This window comes from Paracoccaceae bacterium (genome assembly GCA_019454225.1).
In the GTDB taxonomy this organism is placed as follows: Bacteria; Pseudomonadota; Alphaproteobacteria; order Rhodobacterales; family Rhodobacteraceae.
The window spans coordinates 2390558-2416576 of sequence record CP075370.1 but is presented as its reverse complement, the minus strand read 5'-3'; the positions used below and the strand labels follow the sequence as shown (position 1 = coordinate 2416576).

The 26019-nt window shown below is 67.6% G+C and carries 26 protein-coding genes; 12 read left to right on the top strand and 14 right to left on the bottom strand.

The genetic code is table 11. The annotated features are described in order from the left end of the window. Positions 1 to 70 precede the first annotated feature (70 nt). Positions 71 to 481 carry a hypothetical protein gene (locus KF887_11465; GenBank protein QYK40072.1) on the bottom strand — a complete coding sequence of 137 codons (411 nt, stop codon included), beginning with the start codon at positions 479 to 481 and terminating at the stop codon, positions 71 to 73. 118 nt (positions 482 to 599) lie between these two features. Between KF887_11465 and KF887_11460 the strand changes: the two genes are divergently transcribed. The 6 genes from KF887_11460 (at position 600) to KF887_11435 (ending at position 6391) form a co-directional block, all read left to right on the top strand. Next, the gene (locus KF887_11460; GenBank protein QYK40071.1) at positions 600 to 2447 is read left to right on the top strand and encodes an ABC-F family ATP-binding cassette domain-containing protein; all 1848 of its coding nucleotides are present in this window, start codon (positions 600 to 602) and stop codon (positions 2445 to 2447) included. Between the two features lie 310 nt (positions 2448 to 2757). Further along, on the top strand, positions 2758 to 4014 hold the full coding sequence (locus tag KF887_11455) for a hypothetical protein (GenBank protein ID QYK43542.1): 1257 nt from the start codon (positions 2758 to 2760) through the stop codon (positions 4012 to 4014). A gap of 8 nt (positions 4015 to 4022) precedes the next feature. Continuing rightward, entirely contained in the window at positions 4023 to 4406 is a 384-nt protein-coding gene (locus tag KF887_11450) for a hypothetical protein (protein QYK40070.1), read from the top strand. Positions 4407 to 4543: 137 nt separating this feature from the next. Then, positions 4544 to 4837, top strand: a complete 294-nt coding sequence (locus tag KF887_11445; protein ID QYK43541.1) for a hypothetical protein — start codon at positions 4544 to 4546, stop codon at positions 4835 to 4837. 305 nt (positions 4838 to 5142) lie between these two features. After that, positions 5143 to 5760: a MarC family protein gene (locus KF887_11440; protein QYK40069.1), complete on the top strand. Its 618-nt coding sequence runs from the start codon at positions 5143 to 5145 to the stop codon at positions 5758 to 5760. A 55-nt stretch (positions 5761 to 5815) separates the two neighbouring features. Beyond that, positions 5816 to 6391: a retroviral-like aspartic protease family protein gene (locus KF887_11435; GenBank protein ID QYK40068.1), complete on the top strand. Its 576-nt coding sequence runs from the start codon at positions 5816 to 5818 to the stop codon at positions 6389 to 6391. Between the two features lie 24 nt (positions 6392 to 6415). On the opposite strand, the gene KF887_11430 is transcribed toward KF887_11435, so the two are convergent. From KF887_11430 to KF887_11420, 3 genes are all read right to left on the bottom strand, one after another. Continuing rightward, positions 6416 to 7105 (bottom strand): hypothetical protein, encoded by a 690-nt coding sequence (locus tag KF887_11430; GenBank protein QYK40067.1) that lies wholly within the window; start codon positions 7103 to 7105, stop codon positions 6416 to 6418. 96 nt (positions 7106 to 7201) lie between these two features. Continuing rightward, positions 7202 to 7669: a DNA polymerase III subunit chi gene (locus KF887_11425; GenBank protein QYK43540.1), complete on the bottom strand. Its 468-nt coding sequence runs from the start codon at positions 7667 to 7669 to the stop codon at positions 7202 to 7204. Positions 7670 to 7696: 27 nt separating this feature from the next. Continuing rightward, positions 7697 to 9172: a leucyl aminopeptidase gene (locus KF887_11420; protein QYK40066.1), complete on the bottom strand. Its 1476-nt coding sequence runs from the start codon at positions 9170 to 9172 to the stop codon at positions 7697 to 7699. A gap of 173 nt (positions 9173 to 9345) precedes the next feature. Between KF887_11420 and lptF the strand changes: the two genes are divergently transcribed. The 6 genes from lptF to rsmA are packed head-to-tail and all read left to right on the top strand — an operon-like array spanning position 9346 to position 16799. Continuing rightward, positions 9346 to 10482 carry an LPS export ABC transporter permease LptF gene (gene lptF / locus KF887_11415; protein QYK40065.1) on the top strand — a complete coding sequence of 379 codons (1137 nt, stop codon included), beginning with the start codon at positions 9346 to 9348 and terminating at the stop codon, positions 10480 to 10482. Next, positions 10479 to 11573, top strand: a complete 1095-nt coding sequence (gene lptG / locus KF887_11410; protein ID QYK40064.1) for an LPS export ABC transporter permease LptG — start codon at positions 10479 to 10481, stop codon at positions 11571 to 11573. Before lptF ends, lptG begins: the two co-directional genes overlap by 4 nt. Continuing rightward, positions 11573 to 13702: an LPS-assembly protein LptD gene (locus tag KF887_11405; protein ID QYK40063.1), complete on the top strand. Its 2130-nt coding sequence runs from the start codon at positions 11573 to 11575 to the stop codon at positions 13700 to 13702. The genes lptG and KF887_11405 overlap by 1 nt, the downstream gene beginning before the upstream one ends. Positions 13703 to 13759: 57 nt before the next feature. After that, on the top strand, positions 13760 to 14965 hold the full coding sequence (locus KF887_11400; GenBank protein ID QYK40062.1) for a peptidylprolyl isomerase: 1206 nt from the start codon (positions 13760 to 13762) through the stop codon (positions 14963 to 14965). Positions 14966 to 14982: 17 nt separating this feature from the next. Further along, entirely contained in the window at positions 14983 to 15957 is a 975-nt protein-coding gene (gene pdxA / locus KF887_11395; GenBank protein QYK43539.1) for a 4-hydroxythreonine-4-phosphate dehydrogenase PdxA, read from the top strand. Positions 15958 to 15962: 5 nt separating this feature from the next. Further along, positions 15963 to 16799: a 16S rRNA (adenine(1518)-N(6)/adenine(1519)-N(6))-dimethyltransferase RsmA gene (rsmA, locus tag KF887_11390; protein QYK40061.1), complete on the top strand. Its 837-nt coding sequence runs from the start codon at positions 15963 to 15965 to the stop codon at positions 16797 to 16799. A 19-nt stretch (positions 16800 to 16818) separates the two neighbouring features. Here the strand turns inward: rsmA and KF887_11385 are convergent, their stop codons facing one another. From KF887_11385 to fabZ, 10 genes are all read right to left on the bottom strand, one after another. After that, positions 16819 to 17652, bottom strand: a complete 834-nt coding sequence (locus tag KF887_11385) for a DUF4167 domain-containing protein (protein ID QYK40060.1) — start codon at positions 17650 to 17652, stop codon at positions 16819 to 16821. A gap of 197 nt (positions 17653 to 17849) precedes the next feature. Continuing rightward, entirely contained in the window at positions 17850 to 18689 is an 840-nt protein-coding gene (gene prmC / locus KF887_11380) for a peptide chain release factor N(5)-glutamine methyltransferase (protein QYK40059.1), read from the bottom strand. After that, positions 18686 to 19741, bottom strand: coding sequence for a peptide chain release factor 1 (gene prfA / locus KF887_11375; protein ID QYK40058.1), 1056 nt, complete (start codon positions 19739 to 19741; stop codon positions 18686 to 18688). Before prfA ends, prmC begins: the two co-directional genes overlap by 4 nt. A 70-nt stretch (positions 19742 to 19811) precedes the next feature. Beyond that, positions 19812 to 20201 (bottom strand): DUF1499 domain-containing protein, encoded by a 390-nt coding sequence (locus tag KF887_11370; GenBank protein ID QYK43538.1) that lies wholly within the window; start codon positions 20199 to 20201, stop codon positions 19812 to 19814. 50 nt (positions 20202 to 20251) lie between these two features. Next, positions 20252 to 21217 carry an agmatinase gene (gene speB / locus KF887_11365; protein QYK40057.1) on the bottom strand — a complete coding sequence of 322 codons (966 nt, stop codon included), beginning with the start codon at positions 21215 to 21217 and terminating at the stop codon, positions 20252 to 20254. 110 nt (positions 21218 to 21327) lie between these two features. After that, the gene (locus tag KF887_11360) at positions 21328 to 22722 is read right to left on the bottom strand and encodes an aminotransferase (protein QYK40056.1); all 1395 of its coding nucleotides are present in this window, start codon (positions 22720 to 22722) and stop codon (positions 21328 to 21330) included. 69 nt (positions 22723 to 22791) lie between these two features. Beyond that, positions 22792 to 23916, bottom strand: a complete 1125-nt coding sequence (gene lpxB / locus KF887_11355; protein ID QYK40055.1) for a lipid-A-disaccharide synthase — start codon at positions 23914 to 23916, stop codon at positions 22792 to 22794. Next, positions 23913 to 24734 (bottom strand): UDP-2,3-diacylglucosamine diphosphatase LpxI, encoded by an 822-nt coding sequence (gene lpxI / locus KF887_11350; protein ID QYK40054.1) that lies wholly within the window; start codon positions 24732 to 24734, stop codon positions 23913 to 23915. The genes lpxB and lpxI overlap by 4 nt, the downstream gene beginning before the upstream one ends. Then, on the bottom strand, positions 24731 to 25525 hold the full coding sequence (gene lpxA / locus KF887_11345) for an acyl-ACP--UDP-N-acetylglucosamine O-acyltransferase (protein QYK40053.1): 795 nt from the start codon (positions 25523 to 25525) through the stop codon (positions 24731 to 24733). The genes lpxI and lpxA overlap by 4 nt, the downstream gene beginning before the upstream one ends. Then, complete coding sequence (fabZ, locus tag KF887_11340; GenBank protein QYK40052.1) at positions 25525 to 25992, bottom strand: 3-hydroxyacyl-ACP dehydratase FabZ; 468 nt, start codon at positions 25990 to 25992, stop codon at positions 25525 to 25527. Before fabZ ends, lpxA begins: the two co-directional genes overlap by 1 nt. Positions 25993 to 26019 lie beyond the last annotated feature (27 nt).

Genomic DNA, 26019 nt, shown 5'->3' with positions numbered 1-26019 from the left:
AGGGGGCGGATCGGGCCGCCCGCGATTGCCGGGGCCTGCTAGCACGGCTGTGTGACAGGTTAAAGCCGCCTCAGAACACCGCCTGCCGCGCCCGGCTCAGCGTGAATCCCCGGCCCTCGCGGTTCTGGCAGGTCATCCCGCTGCGTTCCGAAGTGCAGAGCACCCCGCCCAGGCTGACCGATTGCCCGTATCCCAGCACCGGCGAACCGGGCATCGCCACCGTGTCGCCCGCGCAGACCGGCGCTGCCCGCCCGCGCGACGGCACCTCGAAGGCATGCCCCCAGTCCAGGTCGCAATCGGCGGGCGCCTGGGGAAAGCTGCGCGTCGCCTCCAGGATGTCGCAGCGCGCGCCCCACCAGTCGCCGTCCCCCGCGAACATGTAGCAATGGATGTTGCCCGTGGGCGACTGGAACTGCACCGCGTCCTGCGCCGCCGCCGCCACCGGCGCAAGCGCCAGAACCCCCGCCAGAACCCGCCGCATCGCCTTCCTCCGCCCTGTTCCGGCCAGCCTAGCGCCCCGGCGCACCGCCGCGCAACAGCCGCGCCGCGCCTGAACGCCCACCGTTGACGCCGCCCGGCCCTTCGGGCAAGCCCCGCCCATGCTCAGGATCGAGAACATCACCTATTCCGTCGAGGGCCGCCCCCTGTTCGAGGGCGCCTCGGCCACCATTCCCTCCGGCCACAAGGTCGGCCTCGTGGGCCGCAACGGTGCGGGCAAGACCACGCTGTTCCGCCTGATCCGGGGCGAGCTTGCCCTGGAAGGCGGCGAGATCGCCCTTCCCGCCCGCGCCCGCATCGGCGGCGTCGCGCAGGAGGTGCCGTCCTCCGCCACCTCGCTGATCGACACCGTGCTGGCCGCCGACACCGAACGCGCCGCCCTGCTGGCCGAGGCCGACACCGCCACCGATCCCGCCCGCATCGGCGCCATCCAGACCCGGCTGGCCGACATCGACGCCTGGTCGGCCGAGGCGCGCGCCTCCGCCATCCTCAAGGGCCTGGGCTTCGATACCGACGCCCAGCGCCGCCCCTGTTCCGATTTCTCGGGCGGCTGGCGGATGCGGGTGGCGCTGGCCGGTGTCCTCTTTGCCCAGCCCGACTACCTGCTGCTGGACGAACCCACCAACTACCTCGATCTCGAGGGCGCGCTCTGGCTCGAATCCTATCTCGCGCGCTATCCCCATACCGTGCTCATCATCAGCCATGACCGGGGCCTGCTGAACCGCGCCGTCACCGGCATCCTGCATCTCGACGCGCGCCGCCTGACCTACTGGTCCGGCCCGTATGACCAGTTCGCCCGCCAGATGGCCGAACGCCGCGCCGTGCAGGCGGCCGAGGCCAAGAAATACGAACTGCGCCGCGCCCACCTGCAATCCTTCGTCGACCGGTTCAAGGCCAAGGCCTCCAAGGCCGTGCAGGCGCAGTCCCGCGTCAAGATGCTGGAGAAGATGACGCCGATCACCGCGCCCGAGGATGCGCGCAAGGTCGTCTTCACCTTCCCCGCGCCCGAGGAACTGGCCCCCCCGATCATCAACCTCGACAATGCCGCCGTCGGCTATGGCGGGCCGCCGGTCCTGAAACGCCTGTCGCTGCGCATCGACCAGGACGATCGCATCGCGCTCCTCGGCCGCAACGGCGAGGGCAAGTCGACCCTGTCCAAGCTGCTCGCCGGGAAACTCGCCCCGGCCGAGGGGCGGATGCACCGGTCGGGCAAGCTGCGCATCGGCTATTTCGCGCAGCACCAGGTCGATGAGCTTCACATCGACGAGACGCCGCTCCAGCACGTCATGCGGATGCGCCCGGCCGAGGGGCAGCCGCGCCTGCGCGCGCGCCTGGCGGGCTTCGGCCTGATGGCGGACCAGGCCGATACCGTGGTCGCGCGCCTGTCGGGCGGGCAGAAGGCGCGGCTCTCGCTGCTTCTCGCCACCATCGACGCGCCGCACCTCCTGATCCTCGACGAGCCGACCAACCACCTCGACATGGAAAGCCGCGAGGCGCTGGTCGAGGCGCTGACCGCCTATTCCGGCGCCGTCATCCTCGTGTCGCACGACATGCACCTCTTGGGGCTGGTGGCCGACCGGCTGTGGCTGGTCAAGGGCGGCGCCGTGACCCCCTATACCGAGGACCTGGACGCCTATCGCCGCCAGTTGCTGGCCGGCGACGACGAGGTGAAGATCGCCGCGAAACCCGTTGAGGTCAAAAGGAAAACCAGCAAGGAGGATGTGGCGGCCCTGCGCGCCGAGGTGCGCAAGTGCGAGGACCGGCTGACCAAGCTGAACGACATGCGCGACAAGCTGGCCAAGAAACTGGCCGACCCCGCGCTCTATGAGGATGGCCGGGTGGGCGAGCTGGAAACCTGGAACCGCAAGTATGCCGAGGTCATGGAGGCGCTGGACCGCGCCGAGGCGATGTGGCTGGACGCGCAGGGGAGGCTGGAGGCGGCGGGGTGACACTTGCGGCCCTGAGCGAACTTTCATGCCTGCCGCTATGAATGACGGGTCCTGGCCCGAAAGCGGACCGTGAAAACGTGGAGAAACCCCCTGAAGAGCGACCGCGCGTACATCACGCCTCGACAATCCTTAGTTGCCAACGACACGCAATATTTGGTATCTGCAAAGTAACCTCCCCCAGCATACGGCGGCATCGTTGCTTATTCGTCCTCGTCTTACAGATTATCATGGGATCCACGCCGCACAGGTCGATCTCGACTTCGCGATTCCGTTTCTGGACGAAGACATTCCTCTATACCTTGACCCCTTCATGCTGTGGCGGTCGCCCTCTCAGCAGGATCAGGCGCTACACACAGGCCTGATCAACGCCTTCAATCATCTTGGCGTTCTCGCCGCGAAGGGCAAAGAGGCGCAGGCGGTTGAAACGTTGAACATCGCCTCAGAGTGCGACGAAGTCGGCTTGGGCACGTCTCTTACCCGAAAGGGAAAGCGAATTGGTGCAGACAAGGCTCGCGAGATCATCGACTTATTCAAGGCGATTCCGCGCTATCAACAGAGCGGGTTCAGACATTTCGAGGAGATTCAGTTCTTCATCGAGGGAATATCAAAGGACCGCATTTCTGATATTGGCTGCAACTTCCTCAAGTCGTTCTTAATCGACTTCACGATTGAACAATGCCAAAAGCTCGGCGTTCCAACTCAGTACTGCACCGTCGAGCATGTTTATGACGCCCGCGCAGGCATGTTTAAACTGGAAGTAGGCGTACCATTGCCTGTGAACCCTGGAAATGGCTCACCGATTATCTTTGTGCCAAAGCGGTGGCTGCGGTTTGCGCCGTGGATTAGCTACGACGAGTACTTTGAAAAGCACTGCCCGCAGGATGAGATTTCACACAAGCCCGAGGAACTGACGCGGGTTAAGGTTCTCAGCTATAATCGCCAAAACTACGGCGTTATTGATCACTATATCCAGCAAAAGGAACGCACAGCAGACGATTGCGCGAACGATCCACTGTTCTCACAAATCCCCGTCACTTCGGCAAAGCGGGTATTTGCCGAGATAAAGAAGCTGCCGACAGGGAAAACCAACGGCGCAGATGCGAAGTATGAACGGTTGGTCGGACGGCTACTCCCGTCACTGTTCTATCCGCACCTTGACTTTGCTCAGGAGCAGGCGCGAACGGACGACGGAGTGTCCATCCGCGACTTGATCTTCTACAACACCCGCTCGACGCCACTTCTGCAAGAATTGATGGACGACTACGGGTCGCGACAGATCACCTTTGAGATGAAGAACGTGGCAGCGATTGAGCGAACGCATATCGACCAGATCAACCGCTACTTGACAGACGAGCTTGGCAAGTTCGGGGTCTTCGTGACACGAAATCCGCTTAAGAAGGCCGAAATGACGCGGACAGTCGGCCTTTGGGCTGGGCAGCGGAAGGTAGTTATCACTTTGACCGACGCCGACCTAGAACAGATGGTCGAGGTCTTCGACAGTAAACAACGTGCGCCGCTCGACATTCTGAACAAGAAATACGTCGAGTTTCGGCGCGCTTGCCCATAGGAGAGATCATGGACAGCAAGGAAGATGTGGAACGGCTTGAAAAACTCGTAGGACAACTGCAAGGGCTTTATGCAGAAATCGGGGCTCTTGCAAAAAAGAGCCCGAATGATGCGGTGAACCCTTTTAAGCTCAAGCTCATCAACCGTGTGCTTGCGATGGGCAACGAAGTACTTGGTGACAAGTATAAGCCGTTTGAGGAGTTTGATCAGTTCGATCCTGACGACGCGCCGTCAACGAGCGACGTGACCATGGTCATTTCTCAGTACATGGAGGAAGCAGAACGATTCCGTTCCGACAACGTGATCGTCAATTTTAGCAGTTGGTACTATGTGATTGACGGTCAGGCGAGCGATATCCGCTCTGGGCCGCCCACGAAGATTGGGAGAAAGTAATGGCATTTGAAGACTACTACTATTTTCCGAATATCACGACAGACGCTAAAGTCTCTGAGTATGAAGCGAGTCACGACGTATTCTCCTCCTTGCTCGACGAAGTGAAAGAGCTCTCAAAGAAAAAACCCGACGCATCTATGAGTGCGGGCAAAGTCAAAATCGTGAACCGCGTTCTCGAAAACCTGTTGATCGTGCTCGAAGGTCAGCCAGACGCAAAATATCTTGAGGCTCTAGACGACGATGACCTGCCGCAGGTCAGCGACGCCGTTCTTGTCATGGTGCAGTTCAAGTCTGCCCTCGCTTCATTCAAGGAAAGGCACTATCGGCACGTTTCGCGGATGGGCTATCAATGGATCACCGAGGAATTGATTGATCAACTCAAGGCCGAGTACGAAGAAGACCCAGATGCTGCTGAGGACGAGGCGTTATAGAACATCAGCGAAGGCTGCAGCGGCTTGTTCATTTTCGAGGTAAGCGGCGATACAACGACTTTGCTGCGTCTGCTTGCTTCGCTGAGCTGCCGTACACGCAAACCGCAACGAATGACCGCTTGCCGCCCATACCGCCCGCCAATCCCTAACAACCCCTTAACACCCCCACCCTAACCCCTTGAAATCACACACTCCAAAAAATGTCCCACCGTGGGACGCCCCCTCCGGACAGACCCGGGAGAGCCCTTGCGGCCCCCACCCAACACCCCCTTGCCCCCCCGCCCCCGCCCCGGCTAGCCTGCCCCATGGACAGCGCCTTCCTGATCACCGCCTTCGCCACCATGTTCGTGGTGATCGACCCCCCGGGTCTGGTGCCGCTGTTCATCGCCCTCACCCAGGGCATGACCCCCGACCAGCGCCGCGCCATGGCGCTGCGGGGCTGCCTGGTGGCGGCGGGCCTCTTGACCGTGTTCGGACTGGCGGGCGAGGCGGTGCTGGGCTTCATCGGCATCTCGATGCCCACCTTCCGGATCGCCGGGGGGATCCTCCTGTTCCTCACCGCCCTCGACATGCTGTTCGAACGCCGCACCCAGCGGCGCGAGGGGCAGAAGTCGGACCCCGACCACGACCCCTCGGTGTTCCCCCTTGCCATCCCGCTGATCGCGGGGCCGGGGGCCATCGCCTCGATCATCCTCCTGATCGGCCAGGGCGGGCCGGGCTGGGGCGGCACCTTCGCCGTGCTGGGCCTGACCTACGGGATGATCCTCGTGACCTTCCTGTTCCTGCTGGCCTCGCCGCCGCTGGAACGGATGCTGGGCCGCACCGGCACCATCGTGATCACCCGGCTTCTGGGGATGCTCCTGGCCGCCCTGTCGGTGCAGTTCGTGATCGACGGCGTGCGGCAGACCGGGCTGATCGGCTGACCGTTCCGGTTGCGCGCCGCGCTCCGCCCCCCTACATCGCCAGAAAGGAGACGCCATGGACGGCACCGAGATCGGACGGCTGGCCTATCTTGTCCTGCTGCTGGCGGCGGTGGGCGGCTGGGCGATGATGGAGTATCGCGGGCGTCTGGGCTTTGCCCTGCGCACGGCGATGGCCTGGGGGTTCATCTTCCTGGGCGTGATCGCGGGCTACGGCCTGTGGCAGGACATCCGGTCCACCGCCCTGTCGGTGCAGTCGGTCAGCGACAGCGGCCGCATCGAGGTGCCGCGCGGCGCCGACGGGCATTTCCACCTGACGCTGGACATCGCCGGAACGTCGGTGCGTTTCCTGGTCGACACCGGCGCGACCAACGTGGTCCTGGGCCGGGCGGATGCCGCGCGACTGGGCATCTACCGCAACGGCCTGGCCTTTACCGGCACCGCAAACACCGCCAACGGCACGGTGCGCACGGCGCGGGTGCAGCTGGCCGACGTGACGCTCGGCCCGTTCCGCGACGACCGGATCGCCGCCTATGTGACGGACGGCGAGATGGAGGGGTCGCTCTTGGGCATGGACTATCTGCGCCGCTACCGCATCGAGATCGCGGGCAACCGGATGGTGCTGACGCGCTAGGGCCGATCGCGCCGGGCCGGGCGTTCATGCGGCGATGGTGTCGAGGATCGGCATCATCGCCACCGCAAGGGTGAGGCGCCTGATGATCGGCTCGTTCCCTTTCATCCGCTCGACACGGTCGGCCAGCCCGTTGGTGCCGCCGTTCCACCGGCGGACATAGGCCTTGAAGTCGCCCGCGTCGGCCAGCGCGTTCAGGTCCTTCCAGGCGACAAAGGCGGCCAGGATGGCTGGTTGGTGCACCGGCAGCGTCGCGAGTTCAGGCGCCTCGACCAGGTCCAGGCCGGCCCGCCTGCCGACCTGCCGATAGCCGTCGCGCCCGGTGATCTGCGGCCCGCCCCGGCCGATGTAGCGCGAGCCGTCATCGGTGCCGGGACGGTTGCCCATGCGCCGACCGTAAATGTCATCGAAAGCCTTCTTCTGCCAGCCCTTCGCGGTTCCATACCTGGCCTGCACGGCGGCCGCATTGGCGAAGCGGTTCGGCCAGACCTCGGCCATCCGCTTGGCGGAATAGCCGATGTTCTCGGTCAGATCCTTGATCGCAAAGCCGCCGCATTCGTGCTCGACATTCGCCAGGGCATAGGCGAGGCGCGTGCGGCTGCCGGTGATGCCTGCCGCGTCGAGCGACCCTGCCCCGGCAACGAAGGCATCGATCACCGCAACCGGCGCCTTCGGAAACAGGTCGACCCAGTCCTTGCGTGACAGCACAAGCGCCATGGCAGTTCCCCCGGAATTCAACACTGGGAAACTGTGCCATGGCCGCCGAAGCCTTGCGCGTCAATCATCCGTCAAAGGCGCGGGTGCGGGGTCAAATCAGCCGGGGGCGCCCTGCGCGGCGGCCTTCTCGATCTTCATCGCCCAGCGGCCGGACTCCTCGGACCAGTACTGCGCCGCCAGCCCCAAGTCGGTCAGCCGCCGCCATTCGCCCCGCGCCGCCTCCACCGCGGCCGGGTCCTGCCCGTCGAACAAGAGCCACAGCCGCTCCGCCCCCCGCGCCTCGGCCTCGCTGACCGTCGCGCCATCGACCAGCAGGAAGGCCCGCGCACCGTTCGCCGCCGCACCTCGTCCGATCAGCACCGGTTGCCGCGCGTCATGCGGCCCGCCCTCAAGCCCGTGCGGCAGGAAACCCTCGTCGCTTTCCGTCCACAGCCAGTCGTCCAGCCGGGCAAGCCGCGCGGCATCCGTGCCGCGCAGCATCACCGGCCAGCCCTGCCCGACAGCCCGCGCCAGCAGGGACCGCGCCGTGGCCTCGGCGGTTGAGCGTGTCAGGTGGTAGAACATCGCAGCCACGGCCCCGCATCCCCCGGCCTAGCCCTTTTCAAGCCTCGTCCGGATCAGCCGGTCCAGCGTCATCACCCCCCAGCCGGTCGCCCCCTTGGGCGCCAGATCGGTATCCGCCTTGGCCAGCGTGACCCCCGCGATATCGAGGTGAACCCAGGGTGTGTCCGGCTTGACGAAGCGGGCCAGGAACTGCGCCGCGGTGATCGCGCCGCCCTCGCGCCCGCCGACGTTCATCATGTCGGCCAGCCGCGACTTGAGCTTCTTGTCATAGGCCTTGCCCATCGGCATGCGCCAGGCGCCCTCGCCCTCGGCGCGGGCGGCGGCCAGCAGGGCGTCGGCGAGGGCGTCGTCATTGGCGAACACCCCGGCATTCTCGGACCCCAGCGCGATGATGATCGCACCGGTCAGCGTGGCAAGGTCGACGATGCCGGTGGGCGTGAACCGTTCCTGCGCATACCACAGCACATCGGCCAGAACCAAACGCCCCTCGGCATCGGTATTGATCACCTCGATCGTGTCGCCCTTCATGGATTTCACGATGTCGCCCGGCCGCTGCGCGCGCCCGTCGGGCATGTTCTCGACCAGACCGACAAGGCCCACGACATTGGCCTTGGCCCGGCGCAGCGCCAGCGTGCGCATGACGCCCGCCACGACAGCCGCGCCGCCCATGTCCATCGTCATTTCTTCCATGCCGCCCGCAGGCTTGATCGAGATGCCGCCGGTGTCGAACACCACGCCCTTGCCCACGAGGGCGAAGGGTGCCGCGCCCTTCTCGCCGCCGTGCCACTGCATCACGACCACCTTGGACGGGCTTTCGGACCCCTGCCCCACGCCCAGAAGCGCACGCATGCCCAACCGTGTCAGATCCTCCTCGTCGAGGATCTCGACGTCCAGCCCGATTTCCTGCATCGCCGCCAGGCGCGCGGCGAAATCGTAGGTTGTCAGCACGTTGGCGGGTTCGTTCACCAGGTCACGGGTAAAGCACACACCCTCGGCCAGTGCGGCCAGCGGGGCGGCCTCGGCGGCCAGAGCCTCGGGCTTGGCCGCCATCACGGTGACAGGTCCCCTGGCCTCGGTTTCGCCCGTCTTGTGCGTGGCGAAATCATAGGCGCGCAGCACCAGGCCGAAAGACAGGTCAGCGGCCGCGCGGGTGGCACCCGGCAGCACGATCGCCCCGGCCTTTCCGATCCGGGCGCCGATGGCGCCGCCCGCCTTTCGGGCGAGGTCGGGCGCGGCGCGCGGATCGAGCTTGACCACCTGCAGCGCCTCGGCCGCAAGCCCGCCGGGCCAGGCAAGATCGGCCGACTCGCCCTGTGCCAGCCTGGCCCAGGCATCGGAACCCAGATAGCGCCCAAGCCCGCCGCGCATCGCGCGGTCGATGCCCCTGGCCACACCCGCGCTAGCCTTGGCGTCGGCAGGCAGGATCAGCGCGACACGACCCGGAAAGGCCAGCACGGCGGCGGGATCGACAGGATCGAAGCGGAGCGGGATCGGATGCGACATGGGCGAAAGGGTCCGTCTGTTGGGATGACGCGCAGGCTAGTGCGCCGCCCGGGGCTTGACCAGACCCGGCGCGCAGGCTTGCGCCAAACGTCGCCCGCCTGCCCCGAATGCCCGTTTTCGCGGCGGCCGGATTGGTCTAGGGTCGGTCGAAAGCAGCAGGGAACCCCGGCCCCGTGTCCAGATTCGACCGCTATCTGACAGCGCAGTATCTGACGCTTTTCGGTTTCTTTGCCCTGATCCTTGTGATGGTCTACTGGGTCAACCGCGCCGTCGGCCTGTTCGACCGGCTGATCGGCGATGGCCAGTCGGCCCGCGTTTTCCTGGAGTTCTCGTTGCTGACGCTGCCCAACGTGGTGCGGCTGGTGCTGCCGGTGGCCGCCTTCGCGGCGGCCGTGCATGTGACCAACCGGCTGAGCCAGGACGGCGAACTGGTGGTGATGCGCGCGACGGGCTTTTCGGCGTGGCGGCTGGCGCGCCCGGTCATGTGGTTCGGTGCGACGGTGGCGGTGATGATGCTGCTGCTCATGCATCTGGCAGTGCCGGCGAGCCGGGCGATGCTGGCGGAACGCTCGGCCGAGATCGAGGCCAACGCCACGGCACGCCTGCTTTCGGATGGCCGCTTCATGCACCCGTCCGACGGGCTGACCTTCTACATCCGCGAGATTGCCCCATCCGGCGAACTGCGTGACATCTTCCTGTCCGACGACCGCGCGCCCGGCAGCCGGATCACCTATACGGCCCGCCGCGCCCTGCTGGCGCGGGGCGAAAGCGGTGCGATGCTGATCATGTTCGAGGGCATGACGCAGGAGCTGGCCAATGCCAGCGGGCGCCTGTCGGTGACGCATTTCGCGGATCTGACCTATGATCTTTCGGGTCTGCTGACGCCGGGTACACGCGCCGCGCCGACGCTTGACGAGTTGACGACACCGGTGCTGATCGCTGCGACGCCGGAGATGCAGGCCCTGACGGGGCAGTCGGCGGCGCGGATGCGGGCCGAGGTTCATGCCCGGATCGCGCAGCCGTTCCTGGCCCCGGCCGCCGCGCTGATCGGATTTGCGGCGCTGATGCTGGGGGCGTTCAGCCGCTTTGGCCTGTGGCGGCAGATCCTGTTCGCCATCGTGCTGCTGATTGCGGTGCAGATGGTGAACAACGCGGCAAGCGGCGCCAGCCTGCGCAACCCCGACGCCTGGATGCTGGCCTATGCGGCGCCGGTCCTGGGCATCGGCATGGGCTGTGCGTTGCTGTGGCTGTCGGAACGGCCGCGCCGCGTGCGGCGGCCGCCCGCCGGTGCGGCGGAGGCAAGGGCATGACGCTGAGCCTCTATATCGCGCGGCGGTTCCTGAAGGTCCTTGCGATGGTGTTCCTGGTGTTCTTCGGCATCATGATGCTGATCGACATGGTGGACCAGTTGCGCAGGTTCGCGCCGCAGGGGCTGGGCATGACCGAGATCGCCACACTGTCGGCGCTGAACGTGCCGGCAACGATCTATCGCATCCTTCCGCTGATCTTCATCCTGTCGGCCATCGCGCTTTTCCTTGCGCTGGCGCGGTCGTCCGAACTGGTCGTGGTGCGGGCGGCTGGCCGGTCGGGGCTGCGGTTCCTGCTGGCCCCAGTGATCGCGGCGCTGATCGTCGGCAGCCTGGCCGTTGCGGTACTGAACCCGATCGTCGCCGCGCTGTCCAAGGAATACGAGGCGCTTTATGCCCGCCATGCGCGCGGGCAGGAAAGCGTCCTGTCGGTGTCGTCCTCGGGTCTCTGGCTGCGGCAGGGCGGCGCCGAGGGCCAGACGGTGATCCAGGCGCGGCGGGCCGATCTGGACGGCACGCGGCTTTACGCCGCCACGTTCCTGACCTTTGGCCCTGACGGCACCCCGCTTGCGCGGGTCGAGGCGAGCGAGGCGCTGCTGGTGCCGGGGGCCTGGAAACTGACCGGGGCCAAGACCTGGGATCTGACGGCGACCAACCCGGAGCGCGGCGCGCAGACCGTGACGGATGCGACCCTGCCCTCGGACCTGACGCGCGAGCGCATCCGTGACAGTTTCGGCAGTCCGGCGGGCATTCCGATCTGGCAGCTTCCCGAATACATCGAGCGGATCGAGGCGGCGGGCTTTACCGCGCGGGCGCATCGCGTCTGGTTCCAGATGGAACTGGCCCTGCCGCTGCTGCTATGCGGCATGGTCCTGCTGGCCGCCGGTTTCACCATGCGGCACGCCCGGTTCGGCCGGACCGGGCAGATGGTGATGCTGGCGATCCTGGGCGGGTTCGCGCTGTTCTTCCTGCGCAATTTCGCGCAGGTTCTGGGCGAGAACGGGCAGATTCCCGTGGCGCTGGCCGCTTGGTCGCCCCCCCTGGCGGCGGTGCTGTCGGCGCTCGGACTGCTTCTGCACCTCGAGGATGGGTGATGCGGCGCTTGCTGGCGATCCTGCTGCTGCTCCTGCCCCTGCCGCTTGCGGCGCAGGACATGGCGAGCCTTGTCGCGGACCGGCTGGCGATTGCCGGGCAGGATGTGCTGGTCGCTGAGGGCAACGTCGAGGTGTTCCACCAGGGCCGCCGCCTGCGCGCCACGCGCATCACCTACAACGGCTCGACCGACCGCCTGACGATCGAGGGACCGCTGGTGCTGACCGACGACAGCGGCACGTTCCTGCTGGCCGACTCGGCCGACCTGTCGGCCGATCTTGCCGAGGGGGTGCTGACATCCGCCCGCCTTGTCCTGAACAGGCAGTTGCAGCTTGCCGCGTCCGAGGTTCAGCGGATCGGCGGGCGCTATACCCGGCTGGGCCGCACCGTCGCATCGTCCTGCCGGGTCTGCGCCGGGGACGGCGCGCCGCTGTGGGAAATCCGCGCCCGCCGCGTGATCCATGACACGGTCGAACGGCAGATCTATTTCGACCGTGCGCAACTGCGCATCGCGGGGATGCCGGTGGCGCTGATCCCGCGCCTGCGGATGCCCGACCCGACGCTGAAACGGGCGACAGGTGTGCTGATCCCCGAACTCCGGTCATCGTCGGACCTCGGCACGGGGTTGCGGATTCCGTATTTCATCCGGCTGGGCGATCATCGGGACCTGACGCTCTTGCCCTACCTGTCCACCAACGCGGGCCGCACGCTGGGACTGCGCTATCGGCAGGCCTTCGCCAGCGGCTCGATCGAGTTCAGCGGTGCGCTCTCGCGCGACCGGATCCGGCCGGGCGAAACACGCGGCTATGTGTTCCTGGACGGCGGATTTGCATTGGCGAACGGGTTCAGGCTGACCCTGCGGGGCGAAGCGGTCACCGACCCCGGCTATTTCATCGACTACGGCATCACCGACCGCGACCGCCTGATCAGCCGGATCGATCTGACCCGGACCCGGCGAGACGAATATATCTCGGCGCGCCTGACGCATTTCCGGTCCATCCGCGAAGGCGACGTGAACTCGCGCCTGCCGTCGATCCTGGGCGATTTCACCTACACCCGGCGCTTCCGGCCCGCAGTGCTGGGCGGCACTGGCGCGCTGACATTCCAGACCCACAGCCACTATCGCAGCGCCGACCTGTCGAACGACAGCGACGGCGACGGGATCGGCGACGGGCGCGACATGGCGCGTGCCACGCTGCGCCTGAACTGGCGGCGCGAAATGACCTTCGGCCCCGGATTGCAATTCGCGGCGCTGGCCGAGGGGGCGGCGGATGTCTACGGCATCCGGCAGGATGATCTTGTGGCCGGCACGCAGACCCGGCTGTCGGGTGGCGCGGGTTTCGAACTGCGCTGGCCGCTGGTCCGCGCCGAAGCCGGTGGCGCCATGCAGGTGCTGGAGCCTGTCGTGCAGGTGATGTGGTCGCCCGACCGTCTCCGCGCCATCCCGAATGAGGATTCCGTGCTGGCCGAGTTCGACGAGGGCAACCTGTTCTCGACGCGGCGCTTTCCCGGCAACGATGGCGTCGAGCGCGGGCGCAGGGTGAACGCGGGCCTGACGTTCTCGCGCATCTCGGCTTCGGGTGCCACCGTGTCGCTGGCCTTCGGGCGCATCCTGAGGGACCATGACGAAGACGGCTTCAGTGCCGCGTCGGGCCTTGCCGGACAGCGGTCAGACTGGCTGGCGGCCGTGCGCTACAATCCGCGCCCGGGGTTGAGCCTGACGGGCCGCGCGGTGATCGACGATGACGCGGGCATGACCAAGGGCGAGTTGCGCATCGACCTTGACCGGCCCCGCTATGCGCTGTCGTCCAGCTATATCTGGATGCGCGCCGACGCCACCGAGGGGCGCAGCGTGCCGGTCAGCGAGTTGCTGGTCGATGCACGCTATGACGTGACCGAGGCATGGACCACCCGGCTGGCCACGCGTTATGACTTCGAGGCCAACCGCGCGGCCTCGGCGGGGATCGGCCTTGCCTGGCGCAACGAATGCCTGAAGGTCGATCTTTCCCTCTCGCGCCGGTTCACGTCCTCGACTAGTGTGACGCCGCGCACCGACTGGGGCCTGTCGGTCGAGCTTCTGGGTTTTGGCGGCGGCTCTGCCCCCGGACCCACCCGGCAATGCCGTGGATAGTGGCGCGATTCCGGCCCGGACGATCCGCGCCCGACACAGCATTGACGAGACTGCCGCATGATCCGCCTTCTTCTCGCCCTCGCCACCACCATCGCGGCCCTCGGCCTTCCGGGCACCGCCGCTGCGCAGGGCCTTTTCAGCCCGCGAATGATCGTGAACGAGCAGGCGATCACCGGGTTCGAAGTGGACCAGCGTGCGCGCATGCTGCAACTGTTCGGCGCCCCGGGGGATGTCGCGGAACAGGCGCTGAACGGGCTGATCGAGGATCGGCTTCGCCGGGGCGCTGCGCTGTCGCTGGGGCTGGCCGTCGGCGAGGATCAGATCCGCGCCGGCATGGAGGAATTCGCCGGTCGTGCGAACCTTACGGCGGAGGAATTCGTCACCATCCTCAACCGCGCGGGCGTCGCGACCGAGACATTCCGCGACTTCGTCCTGGCGGGCCTGCTGTGGCGCGAGGTGGTGCGCGCGCGCTTCCTTGCGCGTGCGCAGATCACCGAGGCCGAGATCGATCGCGCGATCGGCCAGACCAGCGGGGCAACAGCCGTCCGGGTGCTGCTGTCGGAAATCGTGCTGCCTGCCCCCCCGGGCGGCGAGGCACAGGCCCGCGCGCTGGCACGTCGGCTTCGGGGCGAGGCGCGGAGCGAGGCTGCCTTTGCCGCGGCGGCGCGGCGCTACTCGGCCGCCGGATCGGCCGCGAACGGCGGCGCGCTGGATTGGCGCCCGGTTTCGGCCCTGCCGCCGACGCTTGCGGCGGCGGTGCTGGGGCTGGCCCCCGGGCAGGTCTCGGAACCCATCGACGTCGATGGCGGCATCGCGCTGTTCCAGCTGCGCGGGCTTGAGCAGTCGCAGTCCGGTGCTCCGGTGTCGATGGTGGTGGAGTATGCGCAGTTCCTGATCCCCGAAGGCCCGAACGCCCCGGCCGAGGCCGCGAAGGTGCGGACGCGCGTGGACACCTGTGACGACCTCTATGGTGTGGCCAGGGGCCTGCCGCCCGAACGCCTGATCCGCGAAAGCCGGACAATGTCGGAAATACCGAACGATATCGGTCTGGAACTCGCGCGCCTCGATGCGGGCGAGGTTTCGACATCGCTGGTGCGGGCCGGGGTGCGTGTGGTGCTGATGCTCTGCGGGCGGACACCGCAGGTCGATGCAGCCCCCAGCCGCGAGGCGATACGCAACGAACTGCGCAACCAGCGGCTCGCGTCCTATGCCGACGGCTATCTGGAAGAACTGCGCGCCGACGCGATCATCCGCACGCCGTGACAGCCCCTGCCGCCGACTTGCCCCCGATCGCCGTCAGTTGCGGCGAACCGGCGGGGATCGGACCCGAACTGGCCGCAAAGGCCCGCGCGGTGCTGGGTGCTGCGCTGCCCTTTGTCTGGATCGGCGATCCGCGCCACCTGCCGGCCGGCACCCCGATCCGCGAGGTGGCCTGCGCCATGGACGCGCGGGCGGTTCCGGACAGCCACCTGCCCGTCCTGCCGATCGACATGGGCCCGGCCCCGCTTGCCGGCCAGCCTGCCCTCGCCAACGCGGCCGGTGTCATCGAAGCGATCGCCCGGGGCGTCGCCATGGTGACCGCGGGCGAGGCTTCGGCGCTGACCACCCTGCCGATCAGCAAGAAGGCGGTGCAGGACGGTGCGGGCTTTTCCTATCCGGGCCATACCGAGTTTCTGGCAGCCCTGGCCGGGGTGGACAGGGTGGTGATGATGCTGGCCTGTGATGCGCTGCGGGTCGTGCCTGCCACGATCCACATCCCGCTGTCCCGGGTGCCGCAGGCGCTGACCGCCGACCTGCTGGAGGCGACGATCCGCATCACCCGGGCGGCGCTGATCCGGGATTTCGGCATCGCCGTGCCACGCATGGCGGTGGCCGGGCTGAACCCGCATGCGGGCGAAGGCGGCACCATGGGAGACGACGAGGCGCGGCTGATCGTTCCGGTGCTTGACCGCCTGCGCGACGACGGGTTCGACCTGGCAGGCCCGCTGCCCGCCGACACGATGTTCCATCCGGCGGCGCGCGCAGGCTACGATGCCGCGGTCTGCATGTATCACGATCAGGCGCTGATCCCGATCAAGACCATCGACTTCGCGGGTGGCGTGAACGTGACGCTTGGCCTGCCCTTCGTGCGCACATCACCCGATCATGGCACCGCCTTCGACATCGCGGGTCGTGGCATCGCCGATCCGTCCAGCACGGTCGCGGCGCTGCGCATGGCGGCGCGCATCGCGGCGACCAGGGCGCGGGGGGACTGATCGGCATGGCCCAGATCGACGGTCTGCCGCCGCTGCGCGAGGTGATCGCCACCCATGGCCTTGCCGCCAGGAAGGCGTTGGGCCAGAATTTCCTGCTGGACCTGAACCTCACGGCACGGATTGCGCGGCTCGCGGGCGACCTGTCGGGATCGGATGTGCTGGAAATCGGTCCGGGACCGGGTGGACTGACCCGGGGTCTGCTGGCAGAGGGCGCCCGAAGGGTCGTGGCGGTCGAGAAGGACGCGCGCTGCCTGCCCGCCCTGGCCGAGATCGCGGCAGCCTGCCCCGGACGCCTTGACGTGATTGCGGGCGATGCCCTGGGCTTTGATTGGGCCGCACATCTTGTGCCCCCCATCAAGGTTGTGGCCAACCTGCCCTACAACATCGGCACGGAACTGCTGATCCGCTGGTTGACACCACCTGTGTGGCCACCGCCTTGGCAGAGCCTGACGCTGATGTTCCAGCGTGAGGTGGCCGAACGCATCGTCGCGCGGCCCGGGTCCGATGCCTATGGCAGACTGTCGATCCTCGCGCAGTGGCGCACCACCGCACATATCGCGCTGACACTGCCGCCCGAGGCGTTCACGCCACCGCCCAAGGTACATTCCTCGGTCGTCCAGATCACGGCCCTTCCGGAGCCGAGGTTCGCCGCAAGGGCCGAAACGCTGTTCCGCGTCACCGCCGCCGCCTTTGGCCAGCGGCGCAAGATGCTGCGGTCCAGCCTGCGCAGCCTAACCCCGGATATCGAGGGCCGGCTGGCAGAGGCAGGCGTGCTGCCGACCGCACGGGCGGAAGAGATTTCGGTGGAAGGATTCTGCGCCATCGCCCGCGCCCTGGAATAGGGCGCGGAAACATGCGTGCCTATTCGGCGGCTTCGCGCGGACCGTCGCCCTTTTCGGCATCGGTTTCGGCCGTGGCGGCATCGCGCGGCTTGCGCGGACCGCGCGGACGGCGCGGCGCACGCGGCTTGGTTTCGGCCGCTTCGGTGGCGGGCGCCGGTTCAGCGGCGGGCGCGGGTTCGACCGCTGCGGCCGAAGGCGCCGGCGCCTCGGCCGAGGGGGCCGCAGGGCGGTCGCGCCGGTCATCGCGCCGGTCGCGACGCGGCGTGCTCTCCGAAGGTTCGCGCCGGTCGGCGCGTGCCTCGGGCGTTTCCACAAGATGCCCGTCATCCTCGGCCGACAGGTCGATCACCTCGACCCCGCCGCGCGGCGCTTCCGACCGCCGGTCGTCGCGCGGCTCGGTCCGGTAGTCGGCCCGCTGCTCACCGCGCTGTTCAGGGCGATAGTCCGACCGGCCGTCGCGCCGGTCGCCCTGACCGTTGCCATTGCCGTTCCCATAGCTCTGCCGGTTGTCCCCGCCCTGTCCCTGCCAGCCGGGATCGCGATCGTCCCGGCGCTGACCCTGGCCGGGCTGACCCTGCTGCTGACGGGCCTCCTGTTCGGCGGCCATCTCGCGCTGCGCTTCACCCAGCATGCGGGTATAGTGCTCGGCGTGCTGCATGAAATTCTCGGCGGCAACACGGTCATTCGACAGCTGCGCATCGCGCGCGAGGATCAGGTATTTCTCGATGATCTGCTGCGGCGTGCCGCGCACCTTGCCCTCGGGCCCGGAGCTGTCGAAGACACGGTTGACAATATTGCCGAGGGTGCGCGGGCGGTTCGCCTTGGAACGCGAGCGTGACTTGGAAGAGCGCATGTTGTCCTTGTTATCCAGTTAGGACTGGCTTTGCCCGGACGCCCGCGCCGAACGGCGCAAAAGGAAAAGGCATCATGTGGCAGGCAGAGCAGACGGGAGAGCAAAGCTCAGCCCCGGCTGGCAACGATTAATCACAGGCCATCGGGGCTGACAAGTGGAATCTGCCCGGATCGCGGCATCGCGTGCCCTTGTGACCGTCATGTCGCGGCCATTGCCGCAACGACACGGTCGCGACCGTCCAGGTCGGTCAGAACCTCGACACCGGCAAGCCCAGCGTCCCGGAACAGGGTGGTGACGGCGGCGCCCTGGGCTGGCCCGATTTCGACGAACAGGCGACCGCCGGGCATCAGACGGGCCCCTGCCCCGGCCGCAATGGCGCGATAGGCGTCCAGCCCGTCGCCCCCCGGCGTCAGGGCCAGATGCGGCTCCCATTCACGCACCTCGGGGGCCAGACCGGGCATCTCGGAGGCCGCGATATAGGGCGGGTTCGAGACGATCAGGTCATAGCGTCCGGTCACCGCGTCGAACCAGTCCGACAGCACGAACGCTGCCCGGTCGCCGACCGCGTGATCCGCGGCGTTGCGCCGTGCCACACCGAGCGCTCCGGGCGAGACGTCAACCCCGAGTCCGGTGGCCGACGGCCGATCGGCCAGAAGCGAGATCAGGATACAGCCGGATCCGGTGCCAAGATCGAGGATGCGTGCGAAGGGCTGTGCGAGTGCGGCGGACACCAGCACCTCGGTCTCGGGGCGGGGATCGAGCACATCGCGCGTGACCCGGAATGACCGGCCCCAGAACAGCCGCTGCCCGGTGATCTGGGCCAGCGGCTGCCGCGCGCAACGGGCGGCGACCAGCGATTCCAGCCGGACGGCCGCGTCAGTCGGCACCTCGCCCTGCGGGTCGAGCGCAAGTCGGTCGGGGGCAACGGCCATGGCATGCGCCAGCAGCAACCGTGCATCGCGCGTCGGCTGGTCTATCCCTGCATCACGCAACCGGGCAGCAGCCGCACGCAGAATATCCGACACCCGCGCCGTCAAATCCCCGCCTCGGCCAGCCGCCGCGCCTGATCGTCCGCGACAAGCGCGTCGATCACCCCCCCCAGATCGCCCGCCATGATCTGCGGCAGGGCATAGAGCGTCAGGTTGATGCGGTGGTCGGTCATCCGTCCCTGGGGAAAGTTGTAGGTCCGGATGCGTTCGCTCCGGTCGCCCGTGCCGACCTGCGCGCGCCGGTCTGCGGCACGCTCGGCATCGCGCCTTGTCCGCTCGGCGTCATAAAGCCGCGCGCGCATCACGGCCATGGCGATGGCGCGGTTCTGGTGCTGGCTCTTTTCCGAACTGGTCACGACGATGCCGGTCGGCAGGTGGGTGATGCGCACCGCGCTGTCGGTCGTGTTCACATGCTGCCCGCCCGCCCCGGACGATCGCATCGTGTCGATGCGGATGTCGGTTGCCGGGATGTCGATGTCGACCTCCTGCGCTTCGGGCAGCACGGCGACGGTGGCGGCGCTGGTGTGGATGCGGCCGCCAGCCTCGGTTTCCGGGACACGCTGCACGCGGTGGACGCCGGATTCATACTTCAGCCGGGCATAGACGCCCTCGCCCTGCACATGGGCCGTGAACTCGCGCAGCCCCCCGAGATCGCTGTCCTGCCGGTCCAGCACCTCCCACCTCCAGCCCTGCGCCTCGGCATAGCGCTGATACATCCGGGCAAGATCGGCGGCGAACAGCGCGGCCTCCTCGCCGCCCGTGCCGGGTCGGATTTCCAGGATCGCGGGTCGGGCATCGGCGGCGTCCCGGGGCAGCAGCGCCAATCGCAGCGCCGCCTCCAGTTCCGGCAGGCGGGCCCGCAACCGCGACAGTTCATCCTCGGCCAGCGCCTTCATCTCGGGGTCCGACAGCCAGGCCTCCGCCTCGGCAATGTCGGACAGCGCCCGGCGATAGGCCGCGATATCGGCCACCAACGGCTTCAGATCGGTGTAGTCGCGCGACAGTGTCGCGATATCCTCGGGCGCCGCGCCCGCATTCAGCCGCGCCTCGATGAATTCAAAGCGTTCGGTGATCTGCGACAGGCGGTCGAGGGGGATCATTCAGGGTCCGGTGTGGATGGCGTGGCGTATGCCCGGGATATGTGCGTCCGCCGGAAAGGGCAAGCCGGGGTCAGCGGCCGATGCGGGCAAGCCAGTCGCCAAGCCGCGCGGCGTTCACGCCCAGATCGGCCGCGCCGAAGCGCAGGCGTGCATGCAGGTCAAGCCGCGTGCCCACGCCATCGGAACGGGCCGAGGCCGTGGTATAGTCCGGGAACCCCCAGATCAGGGACCGGGTTTCCCAGGTCATGTGCCCCTCGGCGGGCGAACCTGCAATGCGCTGCGTGCGCGGAGTTGCCAGGGCGATGGCATCGAGCCGCGCCAGCAGCGCCTCGGGTGTACCGCCCATCAGGCAGGCCGCGCGCGCCGATCCCGCATCGCGCCTGATCGCGCAATCGGGAATGGTGACGGTGTGGGCGCTGGTATGCCAGCGCGCCGGATCGGTCGGGGCAAGGCGCACCATGGCGGCCACCCCGACCAGAAGCGTGACGGCGGCGATCGCCGCAGATTGTCTCACCGCCGTGTCCGCGCCCAGTGATAGAGGCAGATCAGATCATGCGCGACATGCGCGCCGGCAATCGCGGTGGCGCCTGTCGTGTCATAGGGCGGCGACACCTCGACGACATCGCCGCCGACCAGATTGATCCCTGCCAGATCGCGCAGGATCGCGCTGGCCTGCCAGGATGCCAGCCCGCCCCAGACCGGCGTGCCGGTGCCGGGCGCATAGGCCGGATCGAGTGCGTCGATGTCGAAGCTCAGATAGCAGGGCCGGTCGCCGACGATCTGCCGGATGCGGGCGACGGTGGCGGCGACGCCGCCTTCATGCACTGTTCGCGCGTCGATCACCCCGACGCCGAGGTAATCCTCGGTCGTGGTGCGAATGCCAACCTGCACCGAGGCGGCTGGATCCACCAGACCCGTCTTCACCGCCTTGTAGGTCATGGTGCCATGGTCGATGCGCGTGAGGTCGTCATCCGGCCACAGGTCGGAATGCGCGTCGAACTGGATCAGCGCGACCGGACCGTATTTCTCGGCATAGGCGCGCAGGATGGGATAGGTGATGTAGTGATCCCCGCCCAGGGTGATGCTGCCCGCTCCGGCGGCCAGGATGGTGCGGATATGGGCGGTCAGCGCGTCCGGAAAGTCCGATACCTTCGCATAGTCGAAGGCCACATCGCCGTAGTCGATGACATTCATCTCCTCCAGCGGGTCGGTACCCCAGCCAAAGGGCGGGTCGTAGGGTTGCAGCGCCGACGCCTCGCGGATCGCGCGCGGGCCGAACCGCGTGCCGCTGCGATGCGACACCGCCTGGTCGAAGGGAACGCCCGTGATGGCAAGATCGACGCCGGCAAGGTCCTTGGTGTAGGTGCGGCGCAGGAAACTCGTGGCCCCCCCGAATGCATTCTCGAACGAAAGCCCCCTGCGGCTTTCACGGGTAAAGGCCGTATCGACCTGGGAACGGGCGTCTTGAAGCGCCATGTCCATCTCTCCGGATCAGGAACAGCGGGCGTCGTTGACGATGCCGGAGACGCCTCCCGATCCGGCGGCAGGAAGGGACACGATGGCCGTGCCCCTGTCAAGCCCCCGGATCATTCCAGCCGATAGCCTTCCCGCACCAGATCGTCCGCCACCTTGCGGATTGCCCTGCCCAGCGTTTCTGCCGTGAAGTCGATCTGGTCCGCCGTCACCACCAGGGGCGGCGACATCACGTTCAGATGGGCCATCGGGCGCACCAGAAGACCCATCGACTCGCAGCAGTCCGATATTCGTTTGGACTCGTTGGCCTCGTCCGGCAGGATCGTCTTTGCCCGCTTGTCGGCCACCGTCTCGATACAGGCCATCAGCCCGCGCCCCCGCACGTCACCCACCATCGGCAGATCGGCCAGCGGTGCCAGCGCGTCGAGGAACCGCCGCCCCATCGCCTGCGCCCGGGGCAGCAGGTCCTCGGCCTCGATGATGCGGATGGTTTCAAGACCCGCGGCGCAGGCAACCGGGTGGCCCGAATTGGTATAGCCGCTGGTGAACCACCGTTCCCCGCCCGCCGCCATCGCCTGCCAGAGGCGGTCGGAAAAGATCACGGCGCCCAGCGGCTGATAGCCGGCGGTGATGCCCTTTGCCACGCAGATCATGTCGGGCATCACCCCGAAATCGTCATGCGAGGCGAACCAGTGGCCAAGCCTGCCGAAGGCCGTGACAACCTCATCGGCGATGAACAGGATGTCATGGCTGCGGCAGACTGCGGCCATGCGGGCCAGATAGCCATTCGGCGGAACGATCACGCCACCCGATGCCTGCACCGGTTCGGCGATGAACCCGCCGATCCGGTCCGCGCCCACCCGGTCGATCAGCGCCTCGAATTCCGCAACCAGATGATCGCAGAACTCGGCCTCGGTCATGCCCTCGGGGCGGCGATAGGGGTCGGGGGCGGACAGGTGATGAATGCCGTCGGTCACATAGCGGAACTCGGGCACGCGGTCGCCTGGACGGTTGCCTACCGACTGCGACAGATGGGTGGACCCGTGATAGCTGCGGTGGCGTGCGACGATGTGGGTCTTTTCCGGGCGGCCCAGACAGGCCTGAACATACCAGACCATCCGCACCGCGGTATCGACGGCGGTTGATCCCCCCGTGGTGAAATGCACCCGGTTCAGATCACCCGGCGCGCGTGCAGCCAGTGCCGACGCGAGTTGGGCCGCAGGTTCGTTCGTCATGTCGACAAAGGTGTTGCAGAACGCCAGCCGCTCGGCCTGCGCAGCGATGGCCTGCGCCATGTCGCGGCGGCCAAGGCCCAGCGTCGTGTTCCAGAGCCCGCCCACGGCATCAAGATACCGCCGCCCCTGCGCGTCCCACAGCCAGCAGCCCTCGCCCCGCGCCACCACAAGCGCCCCGTCGCGCGCAAAGCTGCCGAACTGGGTCCAGGGGTGCAGGCTGTGGTCTCGGTCCATCTGCCAGAGGGTATCGGGGGCGGGCAGGTCAAGTGTCATGGTGTGGCATTCCGATATTGACTGAACAGTCAATAGCCGATGGGCACCGGCAACGCCAGCCCCCACGCGTCAGAGCACCGAAAGTACCGAGCGCGCAGCCCGGATGCCGGGTGGCTCGCCTCCCCTGCCGAGGCGATCCATGGTGATCGCCATGGCCCCGGTCTGCGCCGCCCGCGCCTCTGGATCGGTCAGTAACCGGGCAACGGCGGGCGCGATCCGTGCCGCCCGGCAATCGCGGCCCAGAAACTCGGGCACCGCCCGCGTGTCGCTGACCAGGTTGACCAGTGTCACCGTGTCCACCCGCGCCATGCGCCGCATCAGCCACATGGTCAGAGGATGCATGTCATAGGCCACGACCATTGGGCATCCCGCCGCCGCAAGCTCCAGCGAAACCGTACCCGAGGCGGCGATGGCCACATCGGCGGCGGCAAAGGCCCCCCGCCTCAGCCCAGCGTCCTCGACAATACGCGGGCGCACGGGCCAGCCCGCCGTCACCTCGGCGACCAGATCGCGGACCCCGGCGACGGTGGGCAGGACGACGCGAAGGTCGGGAAACCTGGGGCGCAGCAAGGCCAGCGTGGTGCCGATGACGGGCGCAATGCGCGCCACCTCGCCCCGTCGCGATCCGGGCAGCGCAAGGACCAGCGGCGCGGTGCCATCAAGGGCGCGGCGTTCGGCAGGGCTGGCGCCGGGTTCGGCCACCACCGGATGCCCCACGAAATCGCAGGTCATGCCGGCGGCTGTCATGTAGGGCGGCTCGAACGGCAGCAGTGCCAGCACATGGTCGATCACCCGCGCCATCCGCGCGGCCCGCCCCGGCCGCCAGGCCCAGACCGAGGGCGCGACATAGTGAATGGTCCGCAGGTCCGGCCGGGTCGCCCGGACGATCCTGGCGACGCGCAGACAGAAATCCGGGCTGTCGATGGTGATCAGCGCCGAGGCCCCGCTGGCCAGAACCGCCTCGGCCGTCTCGCGAATTCGCCGCTTGAGATGCAGGTACCTGGGCAGCACCTCGGCGATCCCCATCACCGACAGCTCCTGCATCGGGAACAGGCTGGTCAGCCCCTGCGCCTGCATGGCGGCGCCGCCGACCCCGGCAAAGGAAACCCCGGGCGACAGGTCCTGCAACCCTGCCATCAGCGCCCCGCCAAGCCGGTCACCCGAAGGCTCACCCGCGACGAGGAACAGCTTCATCGGGCGCGCGACCACAGGAACAGGCCCGCATCTTCAGCCGCGGCGATCGTGGCGCTCCGGTCCAGAACGATGACACTGCCAGCCTCCCATGCGATGCCGCCGAGCCCCGCCGCGGCTGCACCGGCCACCGTTCCCGGGCCGATGGCGGGCAGGTCGATGCGGCGGTCCTGCCCGGGCTTCGGCGCCTTGTACAGGACGCCGCGCCCGCGCGCGGGATCGGGGCGATGCGACAGATCCATGCCCGCAACCGACGCCAGCATGGCATCGGTTCCGGGCAGCGCCTCGACCGCGAGGCACAGGCCCTGCTGCACCACTGCGCCCTGTCCGACATCGACGGCACCCAGTGCCGCGACGATGGCGGCGGCGCGCTCGGCATCGGCGCGGTCGCGGGGCGTCACCTGCCCGGCCAGTTCGCCCTCGGCGGGCAGCAGGCCGGGGGCGATATCCTCGATCCCTGCCACGGGCAGGTCATGTTCCTCGAACAGCGCGATCACCGCGCGCAGCGTGGCATCGTCGCCCGCCTGCATGGCCGCCAGAAGGCGCGGCACGATCTGCGCCGTTGCCGGATCGAACATCGCCGGGTCCAGGACCGGGCGGGTCACGGCGCCGGCGAACACCACCCTGCCCACCCCCGCGTCCTGCAACCGGCGAAGAAACGGCACCAGGCGTTCGATGCGGAAGGTCACTTCGGGCACGATGCCTGCGGGCGCGAAGCCATCGACCGCCGCAACCAGCGGCGCCTCCGGCAATGCCGCCGCCAGCGCGGCGGGCAGTGCCCCGCGCCCCGCAATGATGGCGGTGCGCGCCGAGCCGGTCATTTCGGCGTCAGAAAGCTGCGGTCACTGGCCGAAAGGATGAAATCGGTGATCTCGCGCACATGGGGACTGGTCGTTTCCGCCGAAAGCCGCCGCGCGCGGTCGAGAAAGGACCCCTCGCCCTGCGCCAGCATCTGATAGGCAGCACGCAGCGCGGTGATCTCGGCACGCTCGACCCCGCGGCGCTTGAGCCCCACAAGGTTCAGCCCGTCCAGCTCGCCCCGCGGCGCCTGCACGAGGCCATAGGGGATCACGTCGTTCGTCACCATGGTGACCGCGCCGATGATCGCTCCCTTGCCGATCCGCACCCATTGATGCACGCCCGACAGCCCACCGACGATCACGTCGTCCTCGATATGCACATGGCCCGCCACGCCCACGCTGTTGACCAACGTCACCCGGTCGCCGATGTGGCAATCATGCCCGACATGGGCGTTGGCCAGAAACAGGCAGTCGTCGCCGATCGTGGTGACGCCGCCACCGCCATCTGTGCCCGTGTTGATGGTGACGCCTTCGCGGAACCGGCCGCGCTTGCCGATCACCAGCCGGGTGCGCTCGCCTGCAAACTTCTTGTCCTGGGGAATCTCGCCGATGCTCGCGAACTGCCAGATCGTGGTATCCTCTCCCACCTCGGTCCAGCCCGTGACGACCACATGCGATTTCAGTGTGACCCGCGCGTGCAGCACCACCTCTGGCCCGACAATGCAGAATGGGCCGATCGAGCATCCCTCACCGACGCGCGCGCCATCCTCGACAATGGCCGACGGGTGGATTCGGGCAGTCGGATCGATCATCACACGGCCTTGGGCAGGTCGAACATGGCGGTGAAGGTCGCCTCGGCGGCCAGTTCGCCCGACACGATCGCGCGGCCCTCGAACTTCCACACCCGCCCGCCGCCGCGCAGCGCCTTCACATGCAGTTCGAGCACGTCGCCGGGCACCACCTTGCGACGGAACTTGGCCCCCTCGACCCCCATGAAGAAGACATTCGCGCCCTTGTCGACAAGATCCATCGACAGGCCCACCAGCACCCCGGACGTCTGCGCCATCGCCTCGATGATCATCACGCCCGGCAGGATCGGCATTCCCGGAAAGTGGCCCTGGAACTGCGGTTCGTTGTAGGTGACATTCTTGATGCCCACGCAGGACACGTTGATGACCACGTCCACAACCCGGTCGACCAGCAAGAACGGATACCGATGCGGGATGATGCGCTGGATCAGCGACAGATCGGCGGTTCCCGTGGCGGGCTGGTCGGTCATGCGGTTCCTCCTGTCCTGAATCCGGCG

What these genes read in the sequence shown, in the direction of transcription:
- KF887_11435 (QYK40068.1), top strand. Translation starts at nt 5,816, where the DNA reads ATGGACGGCACCGAGATCGGACGGCTGGCCTATCTTGTCCTGCTGCTG.
- rsmA (QYK40061.1), top strand. Translation starts at nt 15,963, where the DNA reads ATGGCCCAGATCGACGGTCTGCCGCCGCTGCGCGAGGTGATCGCCACC.
- KF887_11455 (QYK43542.1), top strand. Translation starts at nt 2,758, where the DNA reads ATGCTGTGGCGGTCGCCCTCTCAGCAGGATCAGGCGCTACACACAGGC.
- prfA (QYK40058.1), bottom strand. Translation starts at nt 19,741, where the DNA reads ATGATCCCCCTCGACCGCCTGTCGCAGATCACCGAACGCTTTGAATTC.
- KF887_11430 (QYK40067.1), bottom strand. Translation starts at nt 7,105, where the DNA reads ATGGCGCTTGTGCTGTCACGCAAGGACTGGGTCGACCTGTTTCCGAAG.
- KF887_11425 (QYK43540.1), bottom strand. Translation starts at nt 7,669, where the DNA reads ATGTTCTACCACCTGACACGCTCAACCGCCGAGGCCACGGCGCGGTCC.
- fabZ (QYK40052.1), bottom strand. Translation starts at nt 25,992, where the DNA reads ATGACCGACCAGCCCGCCACGGGAACCGCCGATCTGTCGCTGATCCAG.
- KF887_11445 (QYK43541.1), top strand. Translation starts at nt 4,544, where the DNA reads ATGAGTGCGGGCAAAGTCAAAATCGTGAACCGCGTTCTCGAAAACCTG.
- KF887_11400 (QYK40062.1), top strand. Translation starts at nt 13,760, where the DNA reads ATGATCCGCCTTCTTCTCGCCCTCGCCACCACCATCGCGGCCCTCGGC.
- KF887_11405 (QYK40063.1), top strand. Translation starts at nt 11,573, where the DNA reads ATGCGGCGCTTGCTGGCGATCCTGCTGCTGCTCCTGCCCCTGCCGCTT.
- KF887_11385 (QYK40060.1), bottom strand. Translation starts at nt 17,652, where the DNA reads ATGCGCTCTTCCAAGTCACGCTCGCGTTCCAAGGCGAACCGCCCGCGC.
- KF887_11465 (QYK40072.1), bottom strand. Translation starts at nt 481, where the DNA reads ATGCGGCGGGTTCTGGCGGGGGTTCTGGCGCTTGCGCCGGTGGCGGCG.
- KF887_11440 (QYK40069.1), top strand. Translation starts at nt 5,143, where the DNA reads ATGGACAGCGCCTTCCTGATCACCGCCTTCGCCACCATGTTCGTGGTG.
- lpxI (QYK40054.1), bottom strand. Translation starts at nt 24,734, where the DNA reads ATGACCGGCTCGGCGCGCACCGCCATCATTGCGGGGCGCGGGGCACTG.
- speB (QYK40057.1), bottom strand. Translation starts at nt 21,217, where the DNA reads ATGGCGCTTCAAGACGCCCGTTCCCAGGTCGATACGGCCTTTACCCGT.
- KF887_11460 (QYK40071.1), top strand. Translation starts at nt 600, where the DNA reads ATGCTCAGGATCGAGAACATCACCTATTCCGTCGAGGGCCGCCCCCTG.
- KF887_11450 (QYK40070.1), top strand. Translation starts at nt 4,023, where the DNA reads ATGGACAGCAAGGAAGATGTGGAACGGCTTGAAAAACTCGTAGGACAA.
- KF887_11420 (QYK40066.1), bottom strand. Translation starts at nt 9,172, where the DNA reads ATGTCGCATCCGATCCCGCTCCGCTTCGATCCTGTCGATCCCGCCGCC.
- KF887_11370 (QYK43538.1), bottom strand. Translation starts at nt 20,201, where the DNA reads ATGGTGCGCCTTGCCCCGACCGATCCGGCGCGCTGGCATACCAGCGCC.
- lptG (QYK40064.1), top strand. Translation starts at nt 10,479, where the DNA reads ATGACGCTGAGCCTCTATATCGCGCGGCGGTTCCTGAAGGTCCTTGCG.
- KF887_11360 (QYK40056.1), bottom strand. Translation starts at nt 22,722, where the DNA reads ATGACACTTGACCTGCCCGCCCCCGATACCCTCTGGCAGATGGACCGA.
- lpxB (QYK40055.1), bottom strand. Translation starts at nt 23,916, where the DNA reads ATGAAGCTGTTCCTCGTCGCGGGTGAGCCTTCGGGTGACCGGCTTGGC.
- lpxA (QYK40053.1), bottom strand. Translation starts at nt 25,525, where the DNA reads ATGATCGATCCGACTGCCCGAATCCACCCGTCGGCCATTGTCGAGGAT.